Below are 22094 nucleotides of genomic sequence, written 5' to 3'. Positions count from 1 at the left end.
ACATCTCAACCTTTAATGCCTGCTCCCGCAATTCCCTTGATAATATGTTTTTGTAAGAAAATAAATAAAATAATCATTGGAAAAATAATCATCGTTGATGCCGCCATAAGGAGCTCATACACCGTTCCTGCTTCTGTAGTGAAGCTTGTTAGACCAACAGGCAAAGTTCTCATTTCTTTTGAGTTTGTTACGACCAAAGGCCATAGGAACGCATTCCATGATCCAATTGCTTTCAGTAAAATAATCGTAATTAACGCTGGCTTAGCAATTGGAACCATAATGGACCATAAAAATCTGAAATTGTTACAGCCATCTACACGGGCAGCGTAATTTAACTCTTTGGGAATCTTAAGGAAAAACTGGCGTAATAAAAAGATAGAAAAAATGCTTGCAGTCCAAGGAACAATTATTGCTTGATAGTGGTCAATCCAACCTAAATTTGAAAGCAAAACAAAGTTAGGCACGAGTAAAACTTCACCTGGAACCATCATTGTTCCAACTAATATTGCAAACAGCACATCTTTTCCCCAAAAGTTCAAACGACTAAATGCATAAGCAGCTAAAATGGTTGTAATGACTTCACCTAACGTACTTAAAACCATCACGATGACTGAGTTCATAAAATAAGTCGCAAAAGGAGCTTTATCAAATGCTTTTGCATAGTTATCAAAATGAAGAGTTTCTGGAATCCAAATAGGTGGCATAATCATGACCTCATGACCACTTTTAAGTGATGTAGAAATCATCCAAATGAAAGGGAGGAGCATTAAAATGCTGCCGATTCCCAGCATGACGTATATAAATGTCTTCGAAAGCGGGTCGATTTTCATGTTCTTTCTCCCTTAATAAGTTATTTTTTTCTTGTTAATATAAAATTGAATTAATGTGATGATGAAGATGATGAGGAAAAGTACATAAGCCGCTGCAGACGCCACACCAAAGTTCCATTCACCATAAAATTTATCAAATACATAGTAAACAACGGTTAACGCACTATTAGATGGACCAGCCTTTCCATCAAATAATGCATATATTTCATCGAACACTTTAAACGAATTAATAATCGAGATAATGAATACAAAAAATGTCGTAGGTGCTAACTGTGGAAGTGTGACATGTATGAATCGATTCCACCGCTTTGCACCATCAATTCTTGCAGCGTTGTAATACGTATCGCCGATTGTTTGTAAACCCGCTAGAAAAATAATAATGTTATATCCTAATCCCTTCCAAATAGATAAAATGATCAGCGCAGGCATTGCCCATTCTGTACTCGTTAGCCATTGGATTGGCTCAATTCCAAAGAAACTTAGAAAGTAGTTCATAATTCCATAGTTCGAGTGAAAGATCCAACGCCATACGATAGAAACTGCTACAACACTTGTAACAAATGGTATGAAATAGATGGCTCTGAAAAACTTATTTAACAAAGTAATAGAATTAAGCATGATTGCAATCCATAAAGACAAAATAATTGAAATGGGTACGACTCCTAATACGAAAATAAATGTATTTTTCAACGCTTTATGAAAGACGGGATCATTCCACAAAAAAATAAAGTTATCAAAACCATAACGGTGGACGACATCATTGAAAAAGTCGTAATCTGCATAAAAACTCATTAATAATGATTTAATGATGGGATAAATGACGAAAACCCCGATAATGAGTAACGCAGGGAATAAGTACAGAATAGCCTTAACTGATTCTTTGAATTTCATCTTTCATTTGCCCCTTTAAGTAGATTCTTTCCCCCGTTTTTTGAAAGACTCGAATAGCTGCTTTGTCTGCTTGAACATATATAGCTTGACCCACATCAACTTGCTCCCCTTTTTGGAGGAAAAAGCGAGTTTTTTCTTCTTCTGAGCCAACAACCACTAACGTATCTTTGCCTATGCGCTCTACATATTGAACTTTCTTGTTTAGCCCAGTAGTAGAAAGATAGATATTTTCAGGTCGAACGGCAATTTGAACTGGCTGATTAGGTGCCTCGACCGTTACTTCATATCCGAAAGGAGTTTTTAATACATGATCGATAATTTCCCCTTCAAAATAATTGATAGGTGGCGACCCTATAAAACTAGCTACAAATTGATGATTCGGTTCATCATATAAATTTTCAGGAATATCAAATTGCATAAGCTCCCCTTGATTCATCAATAAAACATGATCCGAAATACTAAGGGCTTCTTCTTGGTCATGCGTAACAAAAACAGTCGTAATTTTTAATGCTTGTTGAATTCTTCTAATCTCCTCACGCATGGTAAGACGTAAGCGTGCATCTAAATTAGATAGTGGCTCATCGAGTAATAGAATCTCTGGTTCTCTTACTAAAGCACGTGCAATAGCAACACGTTGTTGCTGACCACCTGACAACATACTTGGCTTTCGATCTAATAAGTGATCAATTTCCACAAGCTTCGCCATTTCAATTGCTTTGATTTTGGCATCTGCTTTTTTCACTTTATGCATTTTTAAAGGAAACATAATATTTTGTAAAACGGTCATATGAGGATATAAAGCGTAGTTTTGGAAGACCATCCCAATACCTCGCTTTTCTGGGGTCAATTTTGTGACGTCTTTCCCATTGAATAAAATGGATCCATCCGTTGGTTCATAAAGTCCAGCGAGCATAAATAATGTAGTGCTTTTTCCGCAACCACTAGGTCCTAATATAGAAACCAGTTCTCCTTTAGGAATCGTGACAGATAACTGATTCACTGCTGTTGTATGTGAAAATTTCATCGAAACATTTTTCAACGTAATGGTCATTTTAATTCTCCTTACATACCTTTTTAATAGGAATTTAGTATAGCAAGGGAAAGTTAATGTTCAGTTGTTTTGCTGTAAAGGTTCTATTAACCTTCTGTTAAAAAAGAAGAGTTTATTTGTTCAACTCTCCTTATGAGGGTGGTCGATTGCTTGGAAATTGGAGTTACCTTTTTTTCTAATTGAAGAACTTTGGAGGTTTGTAGTCAGGAAATAGAAGGAGTTCCTGACACTGACAATTAGTTCACTTTTACGAGCCGTTTCTTTGAATTTTTCTATATTGCTCTCTCTGGTAAAACAGCAAAGCGTTATCATAAAGAAAAACCATCCAAAAATATGATAAAATCTTCATAGTTAGAATTTCCAGAGGAAGGAGTACGTTCTTTGGATATCGCAATCAATCACAAGATTATTCAAGAAAAATGTGGGACTGTCTCCTTCAAAAGAGGAGACTCCTTTTATCGTTCAAATAAAGTTATATTTGAAAATTACAGTTCTGATAGATGTGATGCGGTCGTTAAAGGGAAAGAGGATTCCTATGTGACAATCAAGAAGAGTCCGGATGGGGGATTTCATTCGACATGCAGCTGCCCGACACTAGCTTCGTATAAATGGGATTGTCAGCATATCGCCGCCGTTTTACTGGCGATTTATGAACATCAACGACAAGGAATCACTCCAAATAAAAGCGTTAATGATAATCAAGCGTTGACAGATGGTTTGATGACCATTTTCAATGAAAATCCAATACGATCGAGCAGGCACCAGCTTCATTTTGAAAAAAGAAAAGTCATTGATTTAGAATTTATTTGTAGAACCATCCCGATTGAAAACGGAATGGATATGCTCGGAATTGAAGCGATGATAGATTCGAATAAAATCAAAAGTATCCGCGAATTCCTGGCTCATGTGAAAAAAGGCGGTACAAGTGTGCTTTCCTCCTCTTTCACTTATGATCCGCTTTTGCATTGCTTTCAAAAGGAAACCGATGATGTCATTCAACAGCTCATTCATGTGATGGACGATGAAGCTGTTTATTTTCAGACACATCAAGACAACACAGCTTACACATCTCACCAACATACTATGCTCATTCCGCCATCTTCCTGGGAACGGCTTATGCTTTTACTAACAAAAGCACCTTCGGTAAGGTTAGAGTACAAGGGGAATTCGTTTGAAAGAATTCACTTATCGAAAGAACAGCTTCCCTTACAATTTAACTTCATTGATGAGGGAGGTGGCTACAAGCTTAGTGTTAATGGTCTGGATCAGTTACAAGTCTTAAATTCATATAGATATGTGTTGTCTGAAGGAAAATTCATCCGGCTGGAAAATGAGGACTTCAACCGATTAATTGAAATAAAACAGATGCTAGATGGTTCAGGGACAAATCAGTTTTCCGTTCCTCAGAAGCAACTACATGTGTTCATCGAAAAAGTGATACCTGGTTTGAAAAAACTAGGCGATGTTCATCTTCCTGCTGCTATTACTAAAATGCTTGAAGAGACCCCTCTCGTAGCCAAGCTCTACTTGGATCGTTTGAAAAATCGGCTTCTTGCGGGAATAGAGTTTCACTATGGAAATATTGTCATTAACCCGTTAGAAAATCGTGAATTTCAAGCGAATTCTATCCTTATCAGGGATGTAGAAAAGGAGAACTTGATTTTACAGATTATGGAGGAAAGCTCGTTTGCTAAGACAGAAAGTGGCTATTTTTTGCATAACGAGGAGTTGGAATTCGAGTTTTTGTACCAAATCGTCCCGAAAATGAATAAGCTTGTACAGCTATATGCAACGACTGCAGTGAGAAACCGCATCTTCAGAGAAAATCCTCGCCCTCGAATAAGGGTGAAGGTCAGTAAGGAGCGGACAAATTGGCTTGAATTCAAGTTTGAAATGGATGGGATTTTTGAGAAACATATACGTGAAATTCTATTGGCATTAGAGGAAAAACGAAAATATTATCGTCTGCCGAACGGATCACTGCTTTCTCTTACAACAAGGGAGTTTGAGGAAGTCAATCGATTTTTGACGGAAATTCCGACACAACCGGAGGATTTGGAAAGTGGCTTGAATGTTCCCATCGTCCGAGGACTTCAGCTACTTGATTCTGTAAGTGATGATCATATTTTCGAGCTGGAAAAATCATTTCGTCAGTTTTTAGATAACATCTATAATCTAGAAAAAATCGAGTACGAGGTACCAGTAAGCTTACAATCTGTGCTGCGGGAATACCAAAAGAACGGCTTCAAATGGATGAAAACCATTGCAAAATATGGCTTTGGAGGAATTCTCGCAGACGATATGGGATTAGGCAAAACGCTTCAAAGCATCACGTTCATCCAGTCAGAAATCTCTCAGATCCGTACAAGGAAACATCCAGTACTCATTGTTTGCCCATCTTCACTTATGTATAACTGGTATAGTGAATTCATGAAATTCACTCCAGATGTACAAGCCGTTATTATAGACGGCGATAAAAAAGAGAGAGTGAATGTACAGAGTGATGCGGTAGAAAATGACGTTATCATCACCTCGTATACCCTTTTGCGGAAGGACATTATGTGGTTTGAGAAACAAGCTTTTCATACTGTATTTTTTGACGAGGCTCAAGCCTTTAAAAATCCAACAACCCAGACTGCGAGATCAGTGAAGAAAATTCAAGCGGATCATCGTTTTGCACTAACGGGAACACCTGTTGAAAATGCACTAGAAGAGCTGTGGTCTATTTTTCATATTGTATTTCCAGAGCTTTTTCAAGGTTTACAGGAATACAGTCAACTCACGAAGAAAAAAATTGCTCGGCGAATTCGTCCGTTTCTGCTTCGGAGAATGAAAGAGGATGTGCTTTCAGAGCTTCCTGAGAAAATCGAGTCGAGAGAGACAGTTGAGTTGCTTCCGGATCAAAAGAAGCTGTATGCTGCCTACTTGGCCAAGCTTAAACACGAGACGCTGAAACATTTAGATAAGGATACACTCCGGAAAAATCGAATTAAAATTCTGGCAGGTTTGACTCGGCTTCGGCAGATTTGCTGTCATCCTGCATTGTTTGTAGACGGCTATAATGGAAGCTCAGCTAAATTGGAACAACTTATGCAAATCATAAAAGAATCTCAGCTTTCAGGAAGAAGGGTATTAATCTTCTCACAGTTTACAAAAATGCTTCAGATCATCGGGAGAGAGTTAGCGTTTCAAGGCATGCCTTTTTTCTATCTTGACGGACAAACTCCATCCGAAGAAAGATTGAACATCTCTAATCGATTCAATGCAGGAGAACGCCATCTCTTCCTCATCTCCTTGAAAGCGGGCGGTACAGGCCTTAATTTGACAGGTGCCGATACCGTGATCCTATACGACTCTTGGTGGAACCCAGCCGTCGAGGAACAAGCAGCTGACAGAGCCCATCGTATCGGTCAGAAAAACGTAGTAGAGGTTATTAAGCTTGTCGCTAGAGGAACAATCGAAGAAAAAATGAATGAGCTACAGGAACAAAAACGCCATTTAATTGAAGAAGTGATCGATTCTGAAGAGAAGTCGCTATCGACTCTGACAGAAGAGGATATTCGGGAGATATTGATGGTATAAAGGAAATTAGAACCCTACTTTTATGGATATGTTACGGTGAACCTTACCATAAATAGAGGCATTTTTTTCATAAAATAAATGCCTGTCACCACCCGCTTTTTGTCGATATCCTCGACGTTGGGAGTGACAGGCGCTGTTTTATCAGCGGAACGAAATTTTAAGTGCGTGAATGCTTGTCAGGAGTTCATGGTTCTTTAACCGGCTAGTTTTTGTCCGGACGCCAAACTTTTTCCGACTGAACCGAGTGCTAGTGCAATTGAAATGGAGAACAACAAGTTGACAATGGCAAAGGATGTTCCGTCTTGGAAGGCGACCTGCGCGACATCGAAAAGAGCGGAAACGATAATCAGTACACCTACAAATGTTGGATATACTTTTGCCCGAATAACCGCGCTTCCTAGAAGAATGAACCCGATGAGGCAAAGCAGCATTCCGCCGAGCGGAAAAATTGCAAAGTTAGATTCATAGATTGGGTCGATAACCTCCGGTGATTGTTTCGCCAGTAGAGGAATAACTGAAACGAAGAACGCAATCGTTGCCATTTTTAAAAAGATACCAACTAGATAAAGAAACAAACCAATTAGCCCCATTTTGCCCCCACGTTCTCCCGATTGACGCAAATACATCGCAGGGAGCCCGATTAGAAGCAGCACAAATATAATGAAGGACAAACTGTAAAAGGTCGCCCACTGTGGGCTTTGAAGTTCACTCATTGGGGCATTAAGGCTGGTGTCAACGAGAAATGGCCAAATTGATGCAACAAGGTTTAGTCCAACACTTATCAATAATATAATGCCGGAAAAACGATACAGACTTGCAGTTGACATTGGTTTCCCCCTTTATTATAAATATTTTATTCTTTAAGCCTTTGATACTGGGTCCGTAGCTCTATTAAATTGTATTCAAACCCGCCAGGATTTATGAAACTCCAGAATAATCTCCAAGGAGGCACGGGGACATAATTCTGCTATGTTGCAGAAAGGTGACTTTCTGGACACTAATGTTATGGGAGACCCTAAGCTTCGGATCACTTTATATTTTACTTATCGATGCCGCCTAGTTTTCTAATGGAGAAAAATTGTACTTGCAGTAGCATGTCCATCATTGGAAGTAAAGCTAAATGCGGGGAAAATGGAACAGTATTTTGTTACAGTACAACAACTATCAAAAAAATAAAATCGATGTAATCTATAATTTTATCCAGGAGTGAGGCAAATGAATGAATATATTCAGCGGATAATTGATTGGATAGAAGAAAATTTAAAAAATGAATTTTCGCTAGAGGGCTTAGCTAGTTATATGGGATATTCCCCTTATTATTGTTCTTTTAAATTTCATCAGGCAACAGGTATAAGCATTAGACGCTACATTCTTCTTAGAAGGTTGTATTTATCTACAGAAGATTTAGCAAATAATCGGAAGATAATTGATATTGCCTTTGATTATAGTTATTCATCACAAGAAGCCTATAGTAGGGCTTTTAAAACAGTTTTTGGTGTTAGTCCAAGAGAATTTCAACTCAATCAAATGCCTGTTCAATCATTTGCTAAGCTCACTATTAATCAAGGTGAGGGTGGTTTTAGAATGAATATATTTAGAGAAACTGAGGTTGAACAATTAAAAAATAGGAAGCAAGAATTGTTTGACCAAGATGTACTGAACATATTAAACGGTCAAGTAATGTATGAGGAATTTAAAAATAAAAAGCTTATGGGAGATTCTGATTATATACCGTTCAATGAAGCAATGTGTGTAAATGCGACTACGACATCTATTTTCGACCATGCGTTTATTCAAACAAGAGCGGCAGGACATGATGAGTCTGAAGAAAATTACAGGAACAAGGTAATAAAGCCCTTAAGTAATCTTTTCGAGAAAAACTATAACTATATTGTTTTATGGTTTGGGGAAGATATGTTTTGTCAGATGAATCTTCTAACTATCCTTGCCTATCTTGAACAGTCTCAGTATAATGGTAAAGTTTTTTTAAATAGCTTTAGAGAGGATGAATTTAAAGTGAGCCAAACAGAGCTTACTTTAGGTAGCTATTATTCAGTCTATAAGGAAGTATTGGTCAATCATAGGAAGCCAACAAATGAACTACTTCCAGTGATGTACCAGGCAATAGAGTTATTTTTAGAAATGCAGACAGAAAATAATAGGGTCATAAAATACATTTCAAAAAATAAACATTTACCTACATCCGAATTGCTTAAGCGGTTATTCGAGGTTTTCCCGACAGTAGGATATGGAGATTCACAATATATAGAGTTGATTGATAAAACGAAGTGAATGAAAATACTAGATTGTCCTTGGAAGGTTATTACCTCTTCACATTCAGAAGATAACAATTGATAAAGATAGAGAAAATTGAATAACGAAGTTTTAAAATAATTGAAGAAAGAAGAGGATAGCATATCTAATGAGCTATCCTCTTCTTTTTATATGTTTATAGTAATTTAAGAAATTGATATGTAAGTATCAAACTTTTTATTCTCATGTTTAGAATCTATCAGAGATATTCAAAAAGGAATCGAATTTGGATTGGAGATACAAATTTAACAATTCTTATAACGAGAAAGGTATTATATTATTTCTCTTCATTACCAAAAAGCCAATCCCCGCCAATTGCTATTAAATTATTAAGGTTCCCAAAGTTATTGTTATGGCACAAAGCTTTATGATATAATAATTATAAAATTTAGTCATTTCAGAATATTCAACAAAATCGGACAATAAACGACAGTAGGTGTATATATGAAAAATGAACATATTCTACAAATAAAAGATTTAAAGATCTCATTCCAATCGGGAAAGAAGCTCTTGCCTGCGGTAGATGGGGTTAGTTTTGAATTAAAAGAAGGGGAGATTCTTGGGATTGTCGGGGAATCAGGCAGTGGTAAAAGTGTTACTTCACTTGCAGCAATGGGTTTGATCCCATCACCACCCGGAAAAGTTGAAACAGGTGAGATCTATTTTTCAGGAAAGGATTTAACTAGTATTTCCGAGAGCGAGTGGCGAAAAATACGTGGAAATCAAATTTCGATGATCTTTCAAGAACCAATGACATCGCTTAATCCCCTATTTACAATCGGCAACCAATTAATGGAGGCCATTCGTTTACATACTGATTTTTCAAAGACACAAGCAAAAGTGCGGAGTATAGAATTATTAAAATTAGTAGGGATTCCAAGAGCAAAGGAGATTCTCACGGAATATCCACATCAGCTGTCGGGTGGGATGCGGCAGCGAGTTATGATAGCGATGGCGATGGCTTGTCACCCAAGAGTTCTGATTGCTGATGAACCGACAACAGCACTTGACGTAACAATTCAAGCACAAATCCTTGCTCTAATGAAGGATTTAAATCAAAAAATGAATACATCCATTATTTTAATTACACATGATTTGGGTGTTGTTGCTGAAATTTGTGAACGCGTCATCGTTATGTACGCCGGTCAAATTGTCGAACAGGGTGATGTCCGAACAATTCTAAAAAATCCCCAGCACCCGTATACAAAGGGATTGTTAAAATCTGTTCCTGATTTACGTGAAAAAAAAGACCGGCTTTATAGTATTCCTGGGACGGTCCCTACACCGGGGGCCGTTATAGCAGGATGCCGTTTTGCTGCTAGATGCTCGGAAGTGTTTAGTACGTGCCATGTAGAGAAGCCGGAATTATATGAGACGGTAAAAGAGGGGCATGCAGTGCGCTGTTTCCTGCATACATTAAAGGGGGAGAGAGATGGGTATGTCGGAAATACTCCTTGAGGTAAATGGACTGAAGAAATACTTCCCAATTAGCGGCGGCTTTTTTGGGAGAAAACAAGGCGAGATAAAGGCGGTAGACGATGTCTCCTTTTTTGTAAAGAGAGGAGAAACATTGGGGATTGTAGGGGAATCGGGTTGTGGTAAATCAACAACTGGCCGGTTGCTTATGCGTTTAATCGAAGCAAGTGACGGGTCTGTGATATTTGAAGATCAAGCGATTACGAAGATGTCAAAACCGGAATTACGGAAAATTCGCCGAGATATTCAAATGGTGTTCCAAGACCCTTATGCATCATTGAATCCGCGGCATTCTGTAGAAAAAATTTTAGAGGAACCTCTTATTGTTCATGGAATTGGAAATAAAGAAGAGCGCAAAAGACGAGTAAAAGAAATGCTTGAGGTAGTGGGGCTAAGCAGTTACCATGCGAAGCGCTATCCACACCAATTCAGTGGAGGACAAAGGCAGCGGATAGGGATAGCAAGAGCTTTGATGACAAAACCGAAGCTAATTATTGCGGATGAACCAGTTTCTGCACTGGATGTGTCGATTCAGGCGCAGGTCCTTAACTTGATGAAAGATATTCAAAAAGAATTTCAACTGACCTATATCTTCATTGCCCACGATTTAGGGGTAGTACGCCAGATTAGTGACCGTGTAGGTGTAATGTATTTGGGGAGATTAGTAGAATTAGCAGATAGCGAGGAGCTGTATGAGAACCCATTACATCCATATACAAAAGCCCTTCTGTCTGCAGTCCCGGTTCCAGATCCGGATTTAAAAAAGGAAACAGTTCTCATTGCAGGGGATATACCGAGCCCGGCAAATCCGCCATCAGGCTGTGCCTTTCATACTAGATGCAGTGAACGCATGGATATTTGTAAAACAACAAGACCTGCCGATCACATAGTCAACGGTCATTATGTTTCCTGTCATTTATATAATGGGTGACAGACAACATTTATGATAAAAAAATGTTTTGGGGGAGAAAAAATGGCGAATAGGACGCTGAAATGGCTGATAATTTCCTTATTGGCTATCAGTATGTTTTTAGTTGGCTGTGGCAGTAAAAGCAATAATCAGGCTTCTGAAAATCAGACGCCTTCTGGTGGGAATGAGTCGCCCTCCGGTGATAAAGGGACACCTGAAGATAATAGTGGCGGCGGTTCTGGTAAGGACACACTTGTCTACGGGCGGGGCGGTGATTCTGTTACATTAGACCCAATCACAACAACTGAAGGGGAAACCTTTGCAGTAACCATTAACATTTTTGAAACATTATTAACATATGGATTGCAGGATACAACAATCCAACCCGGTCTTGCCGAAAAGTGGGAAGTTACAGATGATGGGCTGGAGTATACCTTCCATCTCCGTCAAGGAGTAAAATTCCATGACGGTACAGACTTCAATGCTGATGCCGTTATTTATAACTTCAATCGTTGGATGAACGGAAATGAAGACCAATTCCCGTATTATACAATGTTTGGCGGTTTTAAGAAGGATGAAGGCCACGTTATTAAGGAAATTAATGCTCTTGATGAACATACAGTTCAATTTATCTTGAAAAGACCGCAAGCACCATTCTTGAAAAACATTGCAATGGACATGTTTGCAATTGCGAGCCCAGCAGCTCTTGAAAAATACGGTAAGGATTTCAGAAACAATCCCGTAGGAACGGGTCCATTCAAATTTGTTGAATGGAGACAAGAGGATCGGATTGTCCTTGAAAAGAACACGGATTACTGGAATAAGGAAGAGCCAAAGTTAAATAAACTTATTTTCCGTGTAATCCCGGAAAATACCGCCCGGCTCAATGCTCTTGTAAACGGCGAACTTGATGTAATGGATGGTTTGAATAATTCAGACGAGGCTACCGTATTAGCCAATGAAAATCTGCAAATCATCGAACGTCCATCTATGAATGTAGGTTATCTTGGAATGACAACTACTCGTAAACCATTCGATAACAAGCTTGTCCGTCAGGCAATGAACCATGCAATAGATAAAAAGACAATTATCGACGCATTCTATGGCGGGAAAGCAATTCCAGCTAAAAACCCAATGCCTTCTTCTATTGAAGGGTACAATGATGATATAGAAGATTATCCATATGATTTGGATAAGGCAAGAGAATTGCTGAAAGAAGCTGGATATGAAAAAGGTTTTGAAATTGATCTTTGGGCAATGCCTGTAGCACGTCCTTATATGCCGGAAGCACAAAAAGTTGCTGAAGTCATCCAAGAAAGCTTAAGTCAAATCGGTGTAAAAGCAAACATCAAAACTGTTGACTGGAATACTTACTTAGAAAAGGCAACGGCTGGTGAATTTGATATGTTTATGCTTGGCTGGACTGGAGATAATGGGGACCCTGATAACTTTATCTACACATTGCTTGATAAAGACAGCATTGGAAGTAATAACTATTCTCGATATAGCAATGATGAACTCCATGATATCTTAATCGAAGCGCAAACGATTACGGATCAAGAAAAACGTAATGAGCTTTACCGACAGGCGCAAGAAATCATTCACGAGGATGCCCCGTGGGTGCCGCTTGTTCACTCAACACCATTATTAGCGGCAACAAAAGATTTAGTAAATTATTTTCCACATCCAACTGGCTCTACAGTGTTAAGCAGAGTTGAATTTAAATAGGTTTGTTGTTTCAGAGGGGAGGTAACTTTATGCCTTCCCTTTTTTAAAAAGTTAGAATGTACAAGTTTTTACACTCCCTATAAATCGAACTTAAGAAATGTAATATCTAGCTATAGGTGCCATCAGCTCAAGGCCTAATAATTTGATGCGCCAAAAGCAAAAATTGGACTTTTAGATTATCAGAACATTTGCTTGTCGGTGATGACGGCGCCTTGCACTTTTCGTACAAGGGTAGTATTTTTGGATGATTTGCGCTTACGCTTTAAAAGAAATTTCCAACAAAAGGGGTGAGTCAGTTGCTTACATATACAATCCGGCGAATCTTTTCATTAATACCTGTTTTGATTGGAATGACGCTGGTTGTCTTTGCTATCATCCATGCAATTCCAGGAAATCCGGCGCGGGTAATTCTTGGACAACGTGCAACAAAAGAAGCAATTGCGGAGGTAACGAAACAATTAGGTCTTGATCAGCCATGGTACATACAGTATTTCAGCTATATTAAAGCCTTACTTCATGGAGATTTAGGAGTTTCGCTTCGTACAAGAGGGCCAATTAACGAGGAGATTTGGCCATTTCTAGCCGCAACATTGGAATTAACTATTGCTGCCATGATTATTGCCATTATGATTGGTGTAAATGCTGGTATTATTAGCGCATGGTTTTCTAAATCATGGTTTGACTATGTGGCAATGATATTTGCATTAATTGGTGTATCAATGCCAATATTCTGGCTCGGTTTAATGGCGCAATGGGCATTTTCAATTGAATTAGGCTGGCTGCCGACAACTGGGCGTGAGAATGTCAGGGATCCGGTCAGCGCTATAACAAATTTATATTTAATCGACACTCTCATACAGGGAAGATTCGATCAATTCCGTGAGGTTTTCAAACATTTAATATTACCAAGTATGGCACTTGCAACCATTCCAATGGCAATTATCGCAAGAATGACACGTGCAACAATGCTTGAGGTGATGAATTCAGACTTTGTCCGTACAGCACGGGCAAAAGGTTTAAGAATGTTTTGGGTAGTGTATAAGCATTCATTAAAAAATGCAATTATTCCCGTTTTAACGGTTATCGGACTCCAAACAGGACTTTTATTAGGTGGGGCTATTTTAACTGAAACAATCTTTGGCTGGCCCGGGATTGGCAGATATATATACGATGCCATTGGCTTTCGCGACTATCCAGTTATCCAGTCTGGGATTCTTATTACTGCTGCGATCTTTGTTCTAATCAATTTAGTTGTGGACCTATTATATGTTCTAATTGATCCGCGAATAAAATATATGAAATAAGGAGGGGCCGTCATGGCAGAAATTGCAAGAAACACAGCAGATTTACATGGGATGCCCGCTGAAGAAAAGTTGATCCCTCCGTGGAAGGAAGCATTCCTTTCATTTTATAAAAATCGCTTGGCGGTAATCGGCCTTGTTATTGTTATCTTTTTTATCATTATTGCCGTCATTGCCCCATTGATTGCCCCATACGGCTTTAAAGAACAAGTCATGTCAGAACGAATGCAAGCGCCGTCAAGCAAACATTGGTTTGGGACAGATGATTTTGGTCGGGATATTTTTTCACGGGTGCTTTATGGTGCGCGTATCTCCCTTTGGGTTGGATTTTTCTCGGTGTTGGGCTCTGTAATGATCGGGACCTTTTTGGGAATCGTGGCTGGATACTACGGTCATTGGGTAGATACTATCATTTCACGTATTTTTGATATTATGCTTGCGTTCCCAAGTATTCTATTAGCGATAGCAATTGTGGCGATTCTCGGACCATCCTTGCAAAACGCGTTAATTGCGATAGCCATCATTAATGTGCCGAATTTTGGGCGGCTTGTCCGTTCCAAAGTGTTGAGTGTTAAGCAGGATGAATACATTATGGCTGCCAGCGCAATCGGGATGAAAGATTCGCGAATCTTATTCAGGCATATTTTACCGAATAGCATCTCACCAGTTATTGTTCAAGCGACTTTGGCGATTGCTACAGCAATCATTGAAGCAGCGGCCTTGGGCTTTCTCGGTTTAGGGGCAACGCCGCCGACACCGGAATGGGGTAAAATGCTTGCAGATTCAAAAAATTATATTACGAATGCCCCTTGGACACTTTTTTTTCCTGGAATGGCGATTATGCTCACTGTCCTTGGTTTTAACCTAATGGGAGATGGACTGCGGGACGTACTTGATCCAAAGATGAAGAACTAGGAGAAAAGAAGAGAAAAGGATTTTTATGACACGGGGTCAGTGTACCCCGTTTTCATTTTATGGTGACACATTTTTGTGAAATAGTATAGCTGCAGGGTGCCTGGTATCGCCGCAGAGGCATGAGATCTGACAAAAAACGCCTGCTCAAAACTGAGATCACCTTTACACAGCTGCCTAGTCTTTTTGGTACACTTTATACTTTAAATTGTGCACCCTCTCTTTATTTACCTAAGAAAATAAACATAGCTTATTTAGTTTATTCACTATTCGCTGACTCCGAAACGGCTGTTACTTTGCGTGTCCATACTTTCCAACATATCCAGATGATTGAAATATTGATGAAATACCAAGCCTTATCGTCCATTGGCGGGGCAAAGTTGGCAGCAATTGCGATGATAAAGAGAAAACCTAGCCAGCGTGAAATTTTGCTTGATTTTAGAAGAGAAATACCGAAAAGAAGTAAACCGATATTGAATGTGAGAAAGGAAGCAGCCATTCCTTCAATTAACGGAGATGGTAGATTATCAAAATTTATAGATGGAGAAAGTGATTCCAATACAGGACCGGCAAAAGTGATCGTCCATTCCAAACCAGAAACCAATATAAAACCAATAGATAAGACGATAAAGCTGATTAAACCAAATCCTCCAAGCTCTTTAGTCTGTACCAAGTAAGAACAAATCAAACCGATGAAAACAAGACCGGACACAAAGGCATTAATAATGTTTGTGACATTTGTTTCAGGATCGATATATGCATAAGTAATCGAGGCGATATTTGCGATAGCGGCAATGATTCCTATGATAGCAAAAGTGCGAACAACCTGATTCAACGTCATATTTTTCCCCTCCAGTATATACTTTTAAACCAATTATAATAAAAGGAAACCAGAAATAAGTGATATAACGAAAACATGTTAAATGAATTACTATAAAAGGGTTAAGGAAAAAGGCAAGGAGTATCACATCCTTACTAATCCTTACCTTATTTACCATTTCACCCTGCAGTGCTAACGTCCCCACCCGTGGACAAACGTTCGAATGAAGAAGCACTAGACCAGATGGAATATCCGAGTAGAATCCATGTGACACTCCAGAACCCAAGCAGTATTGGTGAAGGTTCTCCGTTAGGGATAATAAAGAAGATGATTTGGAACGGGATCATTGCTACGTAGTACACCCCGACGAAAAGCGGCGCTATTCTATGCCATCCCGTTAGCCTTCGTGCTACGAACACCGCAATCCCCAGCATTAGCATTCCGACTCCAACCAGTAATGCACCTACGGGATAAAAGAACTCCACCTCGTACCCTACGATGTATTGTGACAAGGTAGCTGCCAGATAAGAACAAATCCCTAGTAGAGTGATAAACGTGCCGATAAATCCGACCCGCCTCATTCGACCCTTCCCGCTAGCACGGAGTATTAAAAGTCCCAGCGGTCCGCATGCCAAGCAAAGCAACATCGGTAAAGGTATAAGTAAACCAGGGACTAATGGAGGTACCGCCTCTAGAAGATCGACACTAACAAGAACCGCCCATAGTAACCCGCCAGTAAGGCATGCTAGACCGGCGAGACGAATCCGTTCCACCGATGGCTTCACATTACTATCCATAAAAAATCCCTCCTTTTAAAGGAATGAACGGTATGAACATAGAACAATAGAACTATGAATATTTTATTGAGTTAAAAGAGAGACTCCTTGGCCAATCACCATTGTTCAAGACTTTCAATCCCTTTAATCGGATTATAACTTGCAGGTAAATAAAGCGGGAGGATGAACTTTCTTCACCCCCTACATATGTTTATGTGGATGTTCAATGAAAATGGATCGAGTCAGGGGGAAGGCCTATGTTATTTCGTTTCATAGAAATTTCCATTCTTTTGTATTCTACATTCATGTTATGGCGTAAAAGTGAAGGAAATTTATTTTTCCGCTGGATGAGTGCTTGTCTAATTCTTATCGCTTTGCAGCGGTTAACAAGCGTCTTTCAAGTTTTCACACTTCCCTATGTATATGCTACTTCATATCCCACCATTTTGATTGAGGAGCTTCAACTGTTTATATTTATTGTCTATTATTCGTTTGTCGTGTTGTTTCCCTTTATCATTTTGATGGGCTGGATTGTATTTTCCGATGCCATCTCCAGGTCAATCGGGGCGGTCTTTTTTATTCTTTTTTTTCAAACTGTTCCTTCCCTTTACCAAAATTTCAATTGGTTTTGGCTATATGCTGCCGGCTGTCTTTTAATCTTGATTCTTTTTATTGGTATCATGATAGGGAAGGAGAACGATGGTCATATTTATTTCAATAGAAAACGAACATTCATCGCAGGAACCATCTCCTTGTTGTTCAACCTCTTTTTCTTTTATATTCATAACAAAACAACGAATTATGGAATCGAGCTTCCTAAGTTTGAAAGTAGTGTGTTGCAGATTCATGGCCCGCATGATTATTTTAACTCCATCGCGTTTTTAATGATTTTTCTTTTTGTTTTTTTCGCCGGCAAGTACGGTATATTTGGAATCAAACTATATATTGAGAAGCAGCGTCTTGATAGCTCGATAACGGCTATAAAGTCCGGGACAGCTATTCTTAACCACACGATTAAGAATGAAATCGGAAAAATGGAATATTTAAGGGAAAGAATCAGAGACAGGCTCCCAACAAATGATATTAATCAAGTCGAAGAACACCTTGATCGAATGCAGCAGGTCACCGATCATTTGCAGCAAATGATCAACAGAATCCAAGATAAGACAGGGGAAATTTATCTCGTTAAAACGAAAAAGTCGCTGCATGCAATTCTAGAAGAAGTGATGAACCGCGCGGATGTTTATTTGGAAAAAAAGCAAATTCAAAAAATCGAGGAATTCGATAGGGATGTTACAGTGATTTGCGATCCCACCCATTTGCAGGAAGCGCTTCTCAATCTTTGCATTAATGCCATCGACGCAATGAAACCTTCTGAAGGGATATTGATCATCAGAATGATGTTAAGCAAGCGTAATGTAACACTTGAAATCCAGGATAATGGTAAAGGAATTCCGAAGGAGCAATTTTCTAAAGTGTTTGAGCCTTTTTACACCACTAAAAACAATGCGAACCACTATGGTCTCGGTCTAAGCTATTCCCACTCGGTTATTCGTAAGCATTCCGGCACACTTAAGATCGCTCATTCCGAAATCAATCAAGGAACAACTTTTTCAATATGTTTTCCAAGAAGTAGTTTTGTAGAGGAGGAGATTGGATGATTCGTGTCTTAATTGTGGATGATGACCCGTTCTGGCAGGAACAGTTAAAAAAAGACTTAAATGAGGAATCGGATATCACGGTTGTGACGGCAGTAGCCAGTAAGGAAGAAGCGCTTTTAATGATTCAGGAGCGGGATGTAGATATTGTGCTGATGGATATTAATTTAACCGAAAATCTATTGGACGGGATTGATGCGACCCGGCTAATCGACCGTCTTACAAATGTAGAAACAAAAGTAATCATGCTTACCTCATTTCAAGAACCAGAAATTATTGTCGAAAGTTTTCGCAAAGGGGCAACGAACTATATTCCAAAGTCCAACTACGCCCATCTCGTAACCTCTATCCGTGAAGCCTACCAAGGCAAATCCACTTTCCATACTGACATAGCTGAAGTCCTTCTCTCAGAAATACGCTTATCGGTATTAACACCAATGGAACGGCAAGTGTATCAACTGAGGAAGCAAGGATTAAATAACACTCAAATTGCGGAAAAGTTATTTAAATCTTTAAACACCATTAAGAGCCAAATCAAAAGCATTCGGAATAAAATACGGTTTTAATAAAATACAAAAAGTCACTGTACTTCCCGGTTGGCAAGCACAGTGACAATTGAGGTTTCATAGAAAAGGTTATATATGAGTTGATCATAATCTACCATTCTACTTAATTTCTTACAAGATAATCAAATGCGCCTAAGGCAGCATTCGCTCCGGACCCCATTGAAATAATAATTTGTTTGTTCGGTGCATTTGTACAGTCACCTGCAGCAAATACGCCAGGGATGTTTGTCGCTCCGTGTTTATCTACGATAATCTCTCCGAAACGATTGCGTTCAACTGTATCGCCTAACCAATCTGTATTTGGTACAAGACCGATTTGAACGAATACACCTTCTAATTGAACATGCTGTTCTGTACCTGTTTCACGCTCAATATAGGTAATACCGTTTACGCTGTCAGTTCCGGTAATTTCCTTTGTTTGGGCATTTTTGATGACCGTAACATTCGGCAAGCTATACAGACGATCTTGAAGGACAGCATCTGCTTTCAGCTCATCCATAAATTCAAGAACTGTTACATGTTTCACAATCCCTGCTAGGTCAATGGCCGCTTCAATACCTGAGTTACCACCGCCAATAACGGCTACGTGTTTGCCTGCGAATAATGGACCATCACAATGCGGGCAGTATGCTACGCCTTTGTTTTTGAATTCAGCTTCGCCAGGTACACCAACATTGCGCCAGCGGGCACCTGTTGAAAGGATGACGGTTTTACTTTTTAGTACAGCACCGTTTTCCAATTCAATTTCGATGAGATCCTTCTTTTCCAAACGAGTGGCACGCTGTAAATTCATAATATCAATTTTATAGTCTTTTGCATGTTCTTCAAGACTTGCTGCAAGTTTTGGACCTTCTGTGCGCTTGACACTAATAAAGTTTTCAATCCCAGCTGTGTCTAGGATCTGACCGCCAAAGCGTTCAGTCACAATACCTGTACGGATGCCTTTACGCGCTGCATAGATTGCTGCACTTGCACCACCAGGACCACCGCCGACAACGAGTACATCAAACGGATCCTTATTTTTGAACTCAGAAACATCCGGTCCGCTGCCAAGCTTGGCAAGAATTTCTTCCACTGTCATCCGGCCGCCGCCAAATTCTTCTCCGTTTAGGAAAACAGTCGGCACAGCCATGATGTTCTTGCTTTCGGCTTCTTCTTTATATGCCGCACCATCAATCATAGTATGCGTAATATTCGGATTCAGCACGCTCATGATGTTTAGTGACTGTACAACTTCAGGACAGTTCTGACAGCTTAGGCTAATATATGATTCAAAGTGGAGCTTGTCTTCAAAACTATTGATTTGATCAATAACTTTCTGATCAACTTTTGGAGCTCTACCACTTACTTGTAATAGCGCAAGCACCAATGAAGTAAATTCGTGGCCAAGTGGAATACCTGCAAATGTGATTCCAGTATCTTCTCCGATCCGGTTTACACTAAAGCTCGGTGTTCTTTCTAATTTTGTGTTCTCGACTTTAATATGGGATGACATGGTGGCTAGTTCGTCCACTAGAGCCACCATGTCACGGGAAATTTCGTCCGTTCCCGCACTTACTTTGAGAAGCACATCGCCCTCCATCATTTCAAGATATTGGGCTAATTGTGCTTTTAAATCTGCATCTAGTATCATTTATCGCACTCCTTAAATTTTACCTACAAGATCAAGGCTTGGTTTCAATGTTGCTGAACCTTCTTCCCATTTTGCAGGGCAAACTTCGCCTGGATTGTTGCGGACGTATTGTGCTGCTTTAATTTTACCAATCAATGTGCTTGCATCACGGCCAATTCCGTCTGCATTGATTTCAGCTGCTTGTACAATACCGTCTGGATCAATGATAAATGTACCGCGTTGTGCCAAACCTTCTTCTTCGTCTAGTACTTCGAAGTTACGGGAAATTGTTTGTGAAGGATCACCGATCATAATATATTCAAGCTTGCTAATAGCTTCTGAATGATCATGCCAAGCTTTATGAGTAAAGTGAGTATCTGTTGAAACAGAATACACTTCCACGCCGAGGTCTTTTAAAGTTGCGTATTGGTTTTGAAGATCCTCTAGTTCAGTAGGGCATACGAATGTAAAGTCTGCTGGGTAAAAGCATACAACACTCCATTGTCCTTTTAGGCTTTCGTCAGTAACTTCGATAAACTCTCCGCTACCGCTATTGTAAGCTGATGCTTTAAATGGTTGAATTTCTTTTCCGATAAGTGACATAAATGATCTGCCTCCTGATGAATTTTTTTAGAATATTACAGTAGGTAGGTTAGAGCTGATGTAATCAACTCATTCCCAAATAATGAATTTAAACTTATCATTATTATCTAACTATAATAATTCTAATTTAATTACTATTGTTATATAAAGCTCGTTTTTTGTCAAGGAATCAAACTTTTAATTGTCGATATATGTTGAAATTATGTATTTATTGTTACATTTCATACTCGGAAAATGAGAAAAAAGAAAAATGAACAATTATATAAAACACTTTCATTCTCAATTACAATTAAATTTTAACGATTAGAAATGATTTTGAAGAACTAAAGTCTATGTTGAATTACCCTATAATTCAACCCTATAAGTTTTAAAATATGTGATTTAATTAAATCAGAACAATAGTATACTTTTAGTACTACGCTATATTGAAGGGGGTTTAGGATGAAAGAGCTATATATAAAGCAAAAGGTATTTAGTCTGAGTGGTAAATTTACGGTAAAGAATCAGCAGGAGAATGATGTTTATTATGTTGAAGGGAGCTTTTTGAAAATCCCAAAGACATTTTCCATTATGAATACAAATGGGGATGAAGTCGCGCTCATTTCGAAAAAGATGTTCAGTTTTTTACCGAAGTTTTTAGTTGAGGTGAATGGGCGAGAGGTATTAACCATAAAGAAGGAGTTTTCCTTCCTAAAGGCACGATACACGATTGATGCGGCAGGTATCGAGGTACAAGGCAATTGGTGGGATATGGATTTTGAAGTGTTACAGCATGGAGATGTCGTCGGTCGCGTGAACAAAAAGTGGTTTACTTGGGGCGACAGCTATAAGGTCCAGATATTGAATGAAGAGATGGAGACCATCATCATTGCGTTAGTTATCGCAATTGATTGTGTAAAAGCTGACAATGCCGCTGCTTCATCAGCAGCTACGATGTAACAAATTGATGTCCAATATGTAACTAATCAAGGGGGACACGATTATATATATTGGTCGAGTAAAATTACAAAAAACGTGCCCCGAATTGTTCCAGCTAGTTTAGACATCTAACAAAAAAAATGAGCT

At 39.1% G+C, this 22094-nt stretch carries 18 protein-coding genes; 10 read left to right on the top strand and 8 right to left on the bottom strand.

The window, feature by feature from the left end; all coding sequences use genetic code 11:
• Window positions 1–5: 5 nt before the first annotated feature.
• The 3 genes from KHA97_RS15045 to KHA97_RS15035 are packed head-to-tail and all read right to left on the bottom strand — an operon-like array spanning window position 6 to window position 2772.
• Entirely contained in the window at window positions 6–830 is an 825-nt protein-coding gene (locus KHA97_RS15045) for a carbohydrate ABC transporter permease (RefSeq protein WP_213125518.1), read from the bottom strand.
• Between the two features lie 12 nt (window positions 831–842).
• On the bottom strand, window positions 843–1721 hold the full coding sequence (locus KHA97_RS15040) for a carbohydrate ABC transporter permease (RefSeq protein WP_213125517.1): 879 nt from the start codon (window positions 1719–1721) through the stop codon (window positions 843–845).
• Window positions 1699–2772 (bottom strand): ABC transporter ATP-binding protein, encoded by a 1074-nt coding sequence (locus KHA97_RS15035; RefSeq protein ID WP_213125516.1) that lies wholly within the window; start codon window positions 2770–2772, stop codon window positions 1699–1701. The genes KHA97_RS15040 and KHA97_RS15035 overlap by 23 nt, the downstream gene beginning before the upstream one ends.
• Window positions 2773–3153: 381 nt before the next feature.
• Here KHA97_RS15035 and KHA97_RS15030 point away from each other — a divergent pair, with 381 nt between their 5' ends.
• On the top strand, window positions 3154–6354 hold the full coding sequence (locus tag KHA97_RS15030) for a DEAD/DEAH box helicase (protein WP_213125515.1): 3201 nt from the start codon (window positions 3154–3156) through the stop codon (window positions 6352–6354).
• Between the two features lie 194 nt (window positions 6355–6548).
• Here the strand turns inward: KHA97_RS15030 and KHA97_RS15025 are convergent, their stop codons facing one another.
• Window positions 6549–7181 carry a hypothetical protein gene (locus KHA97_RS15025; protein WP_213125514.1) on the bottom strand — a complete coding sequence of 211 codons (633 nt, stop codon included), beginning with the start codon at window positions 7179–7181 and terminating at the stop codon, window positions 6549–6551.
• 388 nt (window positions 7182–7569) lie between these two features.
• Between KHA97_RS15025 and KHA97_RS15020 the strand changes: the two genes are divergently transcribed.
• From KHA97_RS15020 to nikC, 6 genes are all read left to right on the top strand, one after another.
• Window positions 7570–8646, top strand: a complete 1077-nt coding sequence (locus KHA97_RS15020; protein ID WP_213125513.1) for a helix-turn-helix transcriptional regulator — start codon at window positions 7570–7572, stop codon at window positions 8644–8646.
• A 465-nt stretch (window positions 8647–9111) separates the two neighbouring features.
• Complete coding sequence (locus KHA97_RS15015; protein WP_213125512.1) at window positions 9112–10125, top strand: ABC transporter ATP-binding protein; 1014 nt, start codon at window positions 9112–9114, stop codon at window positions 10123–10125.
• Complete coding sequence (locus tag KHA97_RS15010; RefSeq protein WP_213125511.1) at window positions 10106–11074, top strand: ABC transporter ATP-binding protein; 969 nt, start codon at window positions 10106–10108, stop codon at window positions 11072–11074. Before KHA97_RS15015 ends, KHA97_RS15010 begins: the two co-directional genes overlap by 20 nt.
• Window positions 11075–11116: 42 nt before the next feature.
• Window positions 11117–12781, top strand: a complete 1665-nt coding sequence (locus KHA97_RS15005) for an ABC transporter substrate-binding protein (RefSeq protein ID WP_213125510.1) — start codon at window positions 11117–11119, stop codon at window positions 12779–12781.
• A 296-nt stretch (window positions 12782–13077) separates the two neighbouring features.
• Window positions 13078–14085: an ABC transporter permease gene (locus tag KHA97_RS15000; RefSeq protein WP_213125509.1), complete on the top strand. Its 1008-nt coding sequence runs from the start codon at window positions 13078–13080 to the stop codon at window positions 14083–14085.
• Between the two features lie 12 nt (window positions 14086–14097).
• Complete coding sequence (nikC, locus tag KHA97_RS14995; protein ID WP_213125508.1) at window positions 14098–14997, top strand: nickel transporter permease; 900 nt, start codon at window positions 14098–14100, stop codon at window positions 14995–14997.
• 256 nt (window positions 14998–15253) lie between these two features.
• Here nikC and KHA97_RS14990 read toward each other — a convergent pair whose 3' ends face one another.
• Window positions 15254–15835, bottom strand: a complete 582-nt coding sequence (locus KHA97_RS14990; protein WP_213125507.1) for a hypothetical protein — start codon at window positions 15833–15835, stop codon at window positions 15254–15256.
• A 158-nt stretch (window positions 15836–15993) separates the two neighbouring features.
• Window positions 15994–16611, bottom strand: a complete 618-nt coding sequence (locus KHA97_RS14985; protein WP_213125506.1) for a hypothetical protein — start codon at window positions 16609–16611, stop codon at window positions 15994–15996.
• Between the two features lie 236 nt (window positions 16612–16847).
• Between KHA97_RS14985 and KHA97_RS14980 the strand changes: the two genes are divergently transcribed.
• Together KHA97_RS14980 and KHA97_RS14975 are read left to right on the top strand one after the other, a co-directional pair.
• Complete coding sequence (locus KHA97_RS14980) at window positions 16848–18251, top strand: sensor histidine kinase (protein WP_213125505.1); 1404 nt, start codon at window positions 16848–16850, stop codon at window positions 18249–18251.
• Entirely contained in the window at window positions 18248–18814 is a 567-nt protein-coding gene (locus tag KHA97_RS14975; protein WP_213125504.1) for a response regulator transcription factor, read from the top strand. The genes KHA97_RS14980 and KHA97_RS14975 overlap by 4 nt, the downstream gene beginning before the upstream one ends.
• A gap of 103 nt (window positions 18815–18917) precedes the next feature.
• Here KHA97_RS14975 and ahpF read toward each other — a convergent pair whose 3' ends face one another.
• Together ahpF and ahpC are read right to left on the bottom strand one after the other, a co-directional pair.
• Window positions 18918–20447 carry an alkyl hydroperoxide reductase subunit F gene (ahpF, locus tag KHA97_RS14970; protein ID WP_213125503.1) on the bottom strand — a complete coding sequence of 510 codons (1530 nt, stop codon included), beginning with the start codon at window positions 20445–20447 and terminating at the stop codon, window positions 18918–18920.
• Between the two features lie 12 nt (window positions 20448–20459).
• Entirely contained in the window at window positions 20460–21029 is a 570-nt protein-coding gene (gene ahpC / locus KHA97_RS14965; protein WP_213125502.1) for an alkyl hydroperoxide reductase subunit C, read from the bottom strand.
• 441 nt (window positions 21030–21470) lie between these two features.
• Between ahpC and KHA97_RS14960 the strand changes: the two genes are divergently transcribed.
• Window positions 21471–21968, top strand: a complete 498-nt coding sequence (locus tag KHA97_RS14960) for an LURP-one-related/scramblase family protein (protein ID WP_213125501.1) — start codon at window positions 21471–21473, stop codon at window positions 21966–21968.
• Window positions 21969–22094: the final 126 nt, after the last annotated feature.

It is taken from the genome of Lederbergia citri (assembly GCF_018343625.1).
Lineage (GTDB): Bacteria > Bacillota > Bacilli > Bacillales > Bacillaceae_C > Lederbergia > Lederbergia citri.
This window is presented reverse-complemented; position numbering and strand designations above follow the sequence as displayed.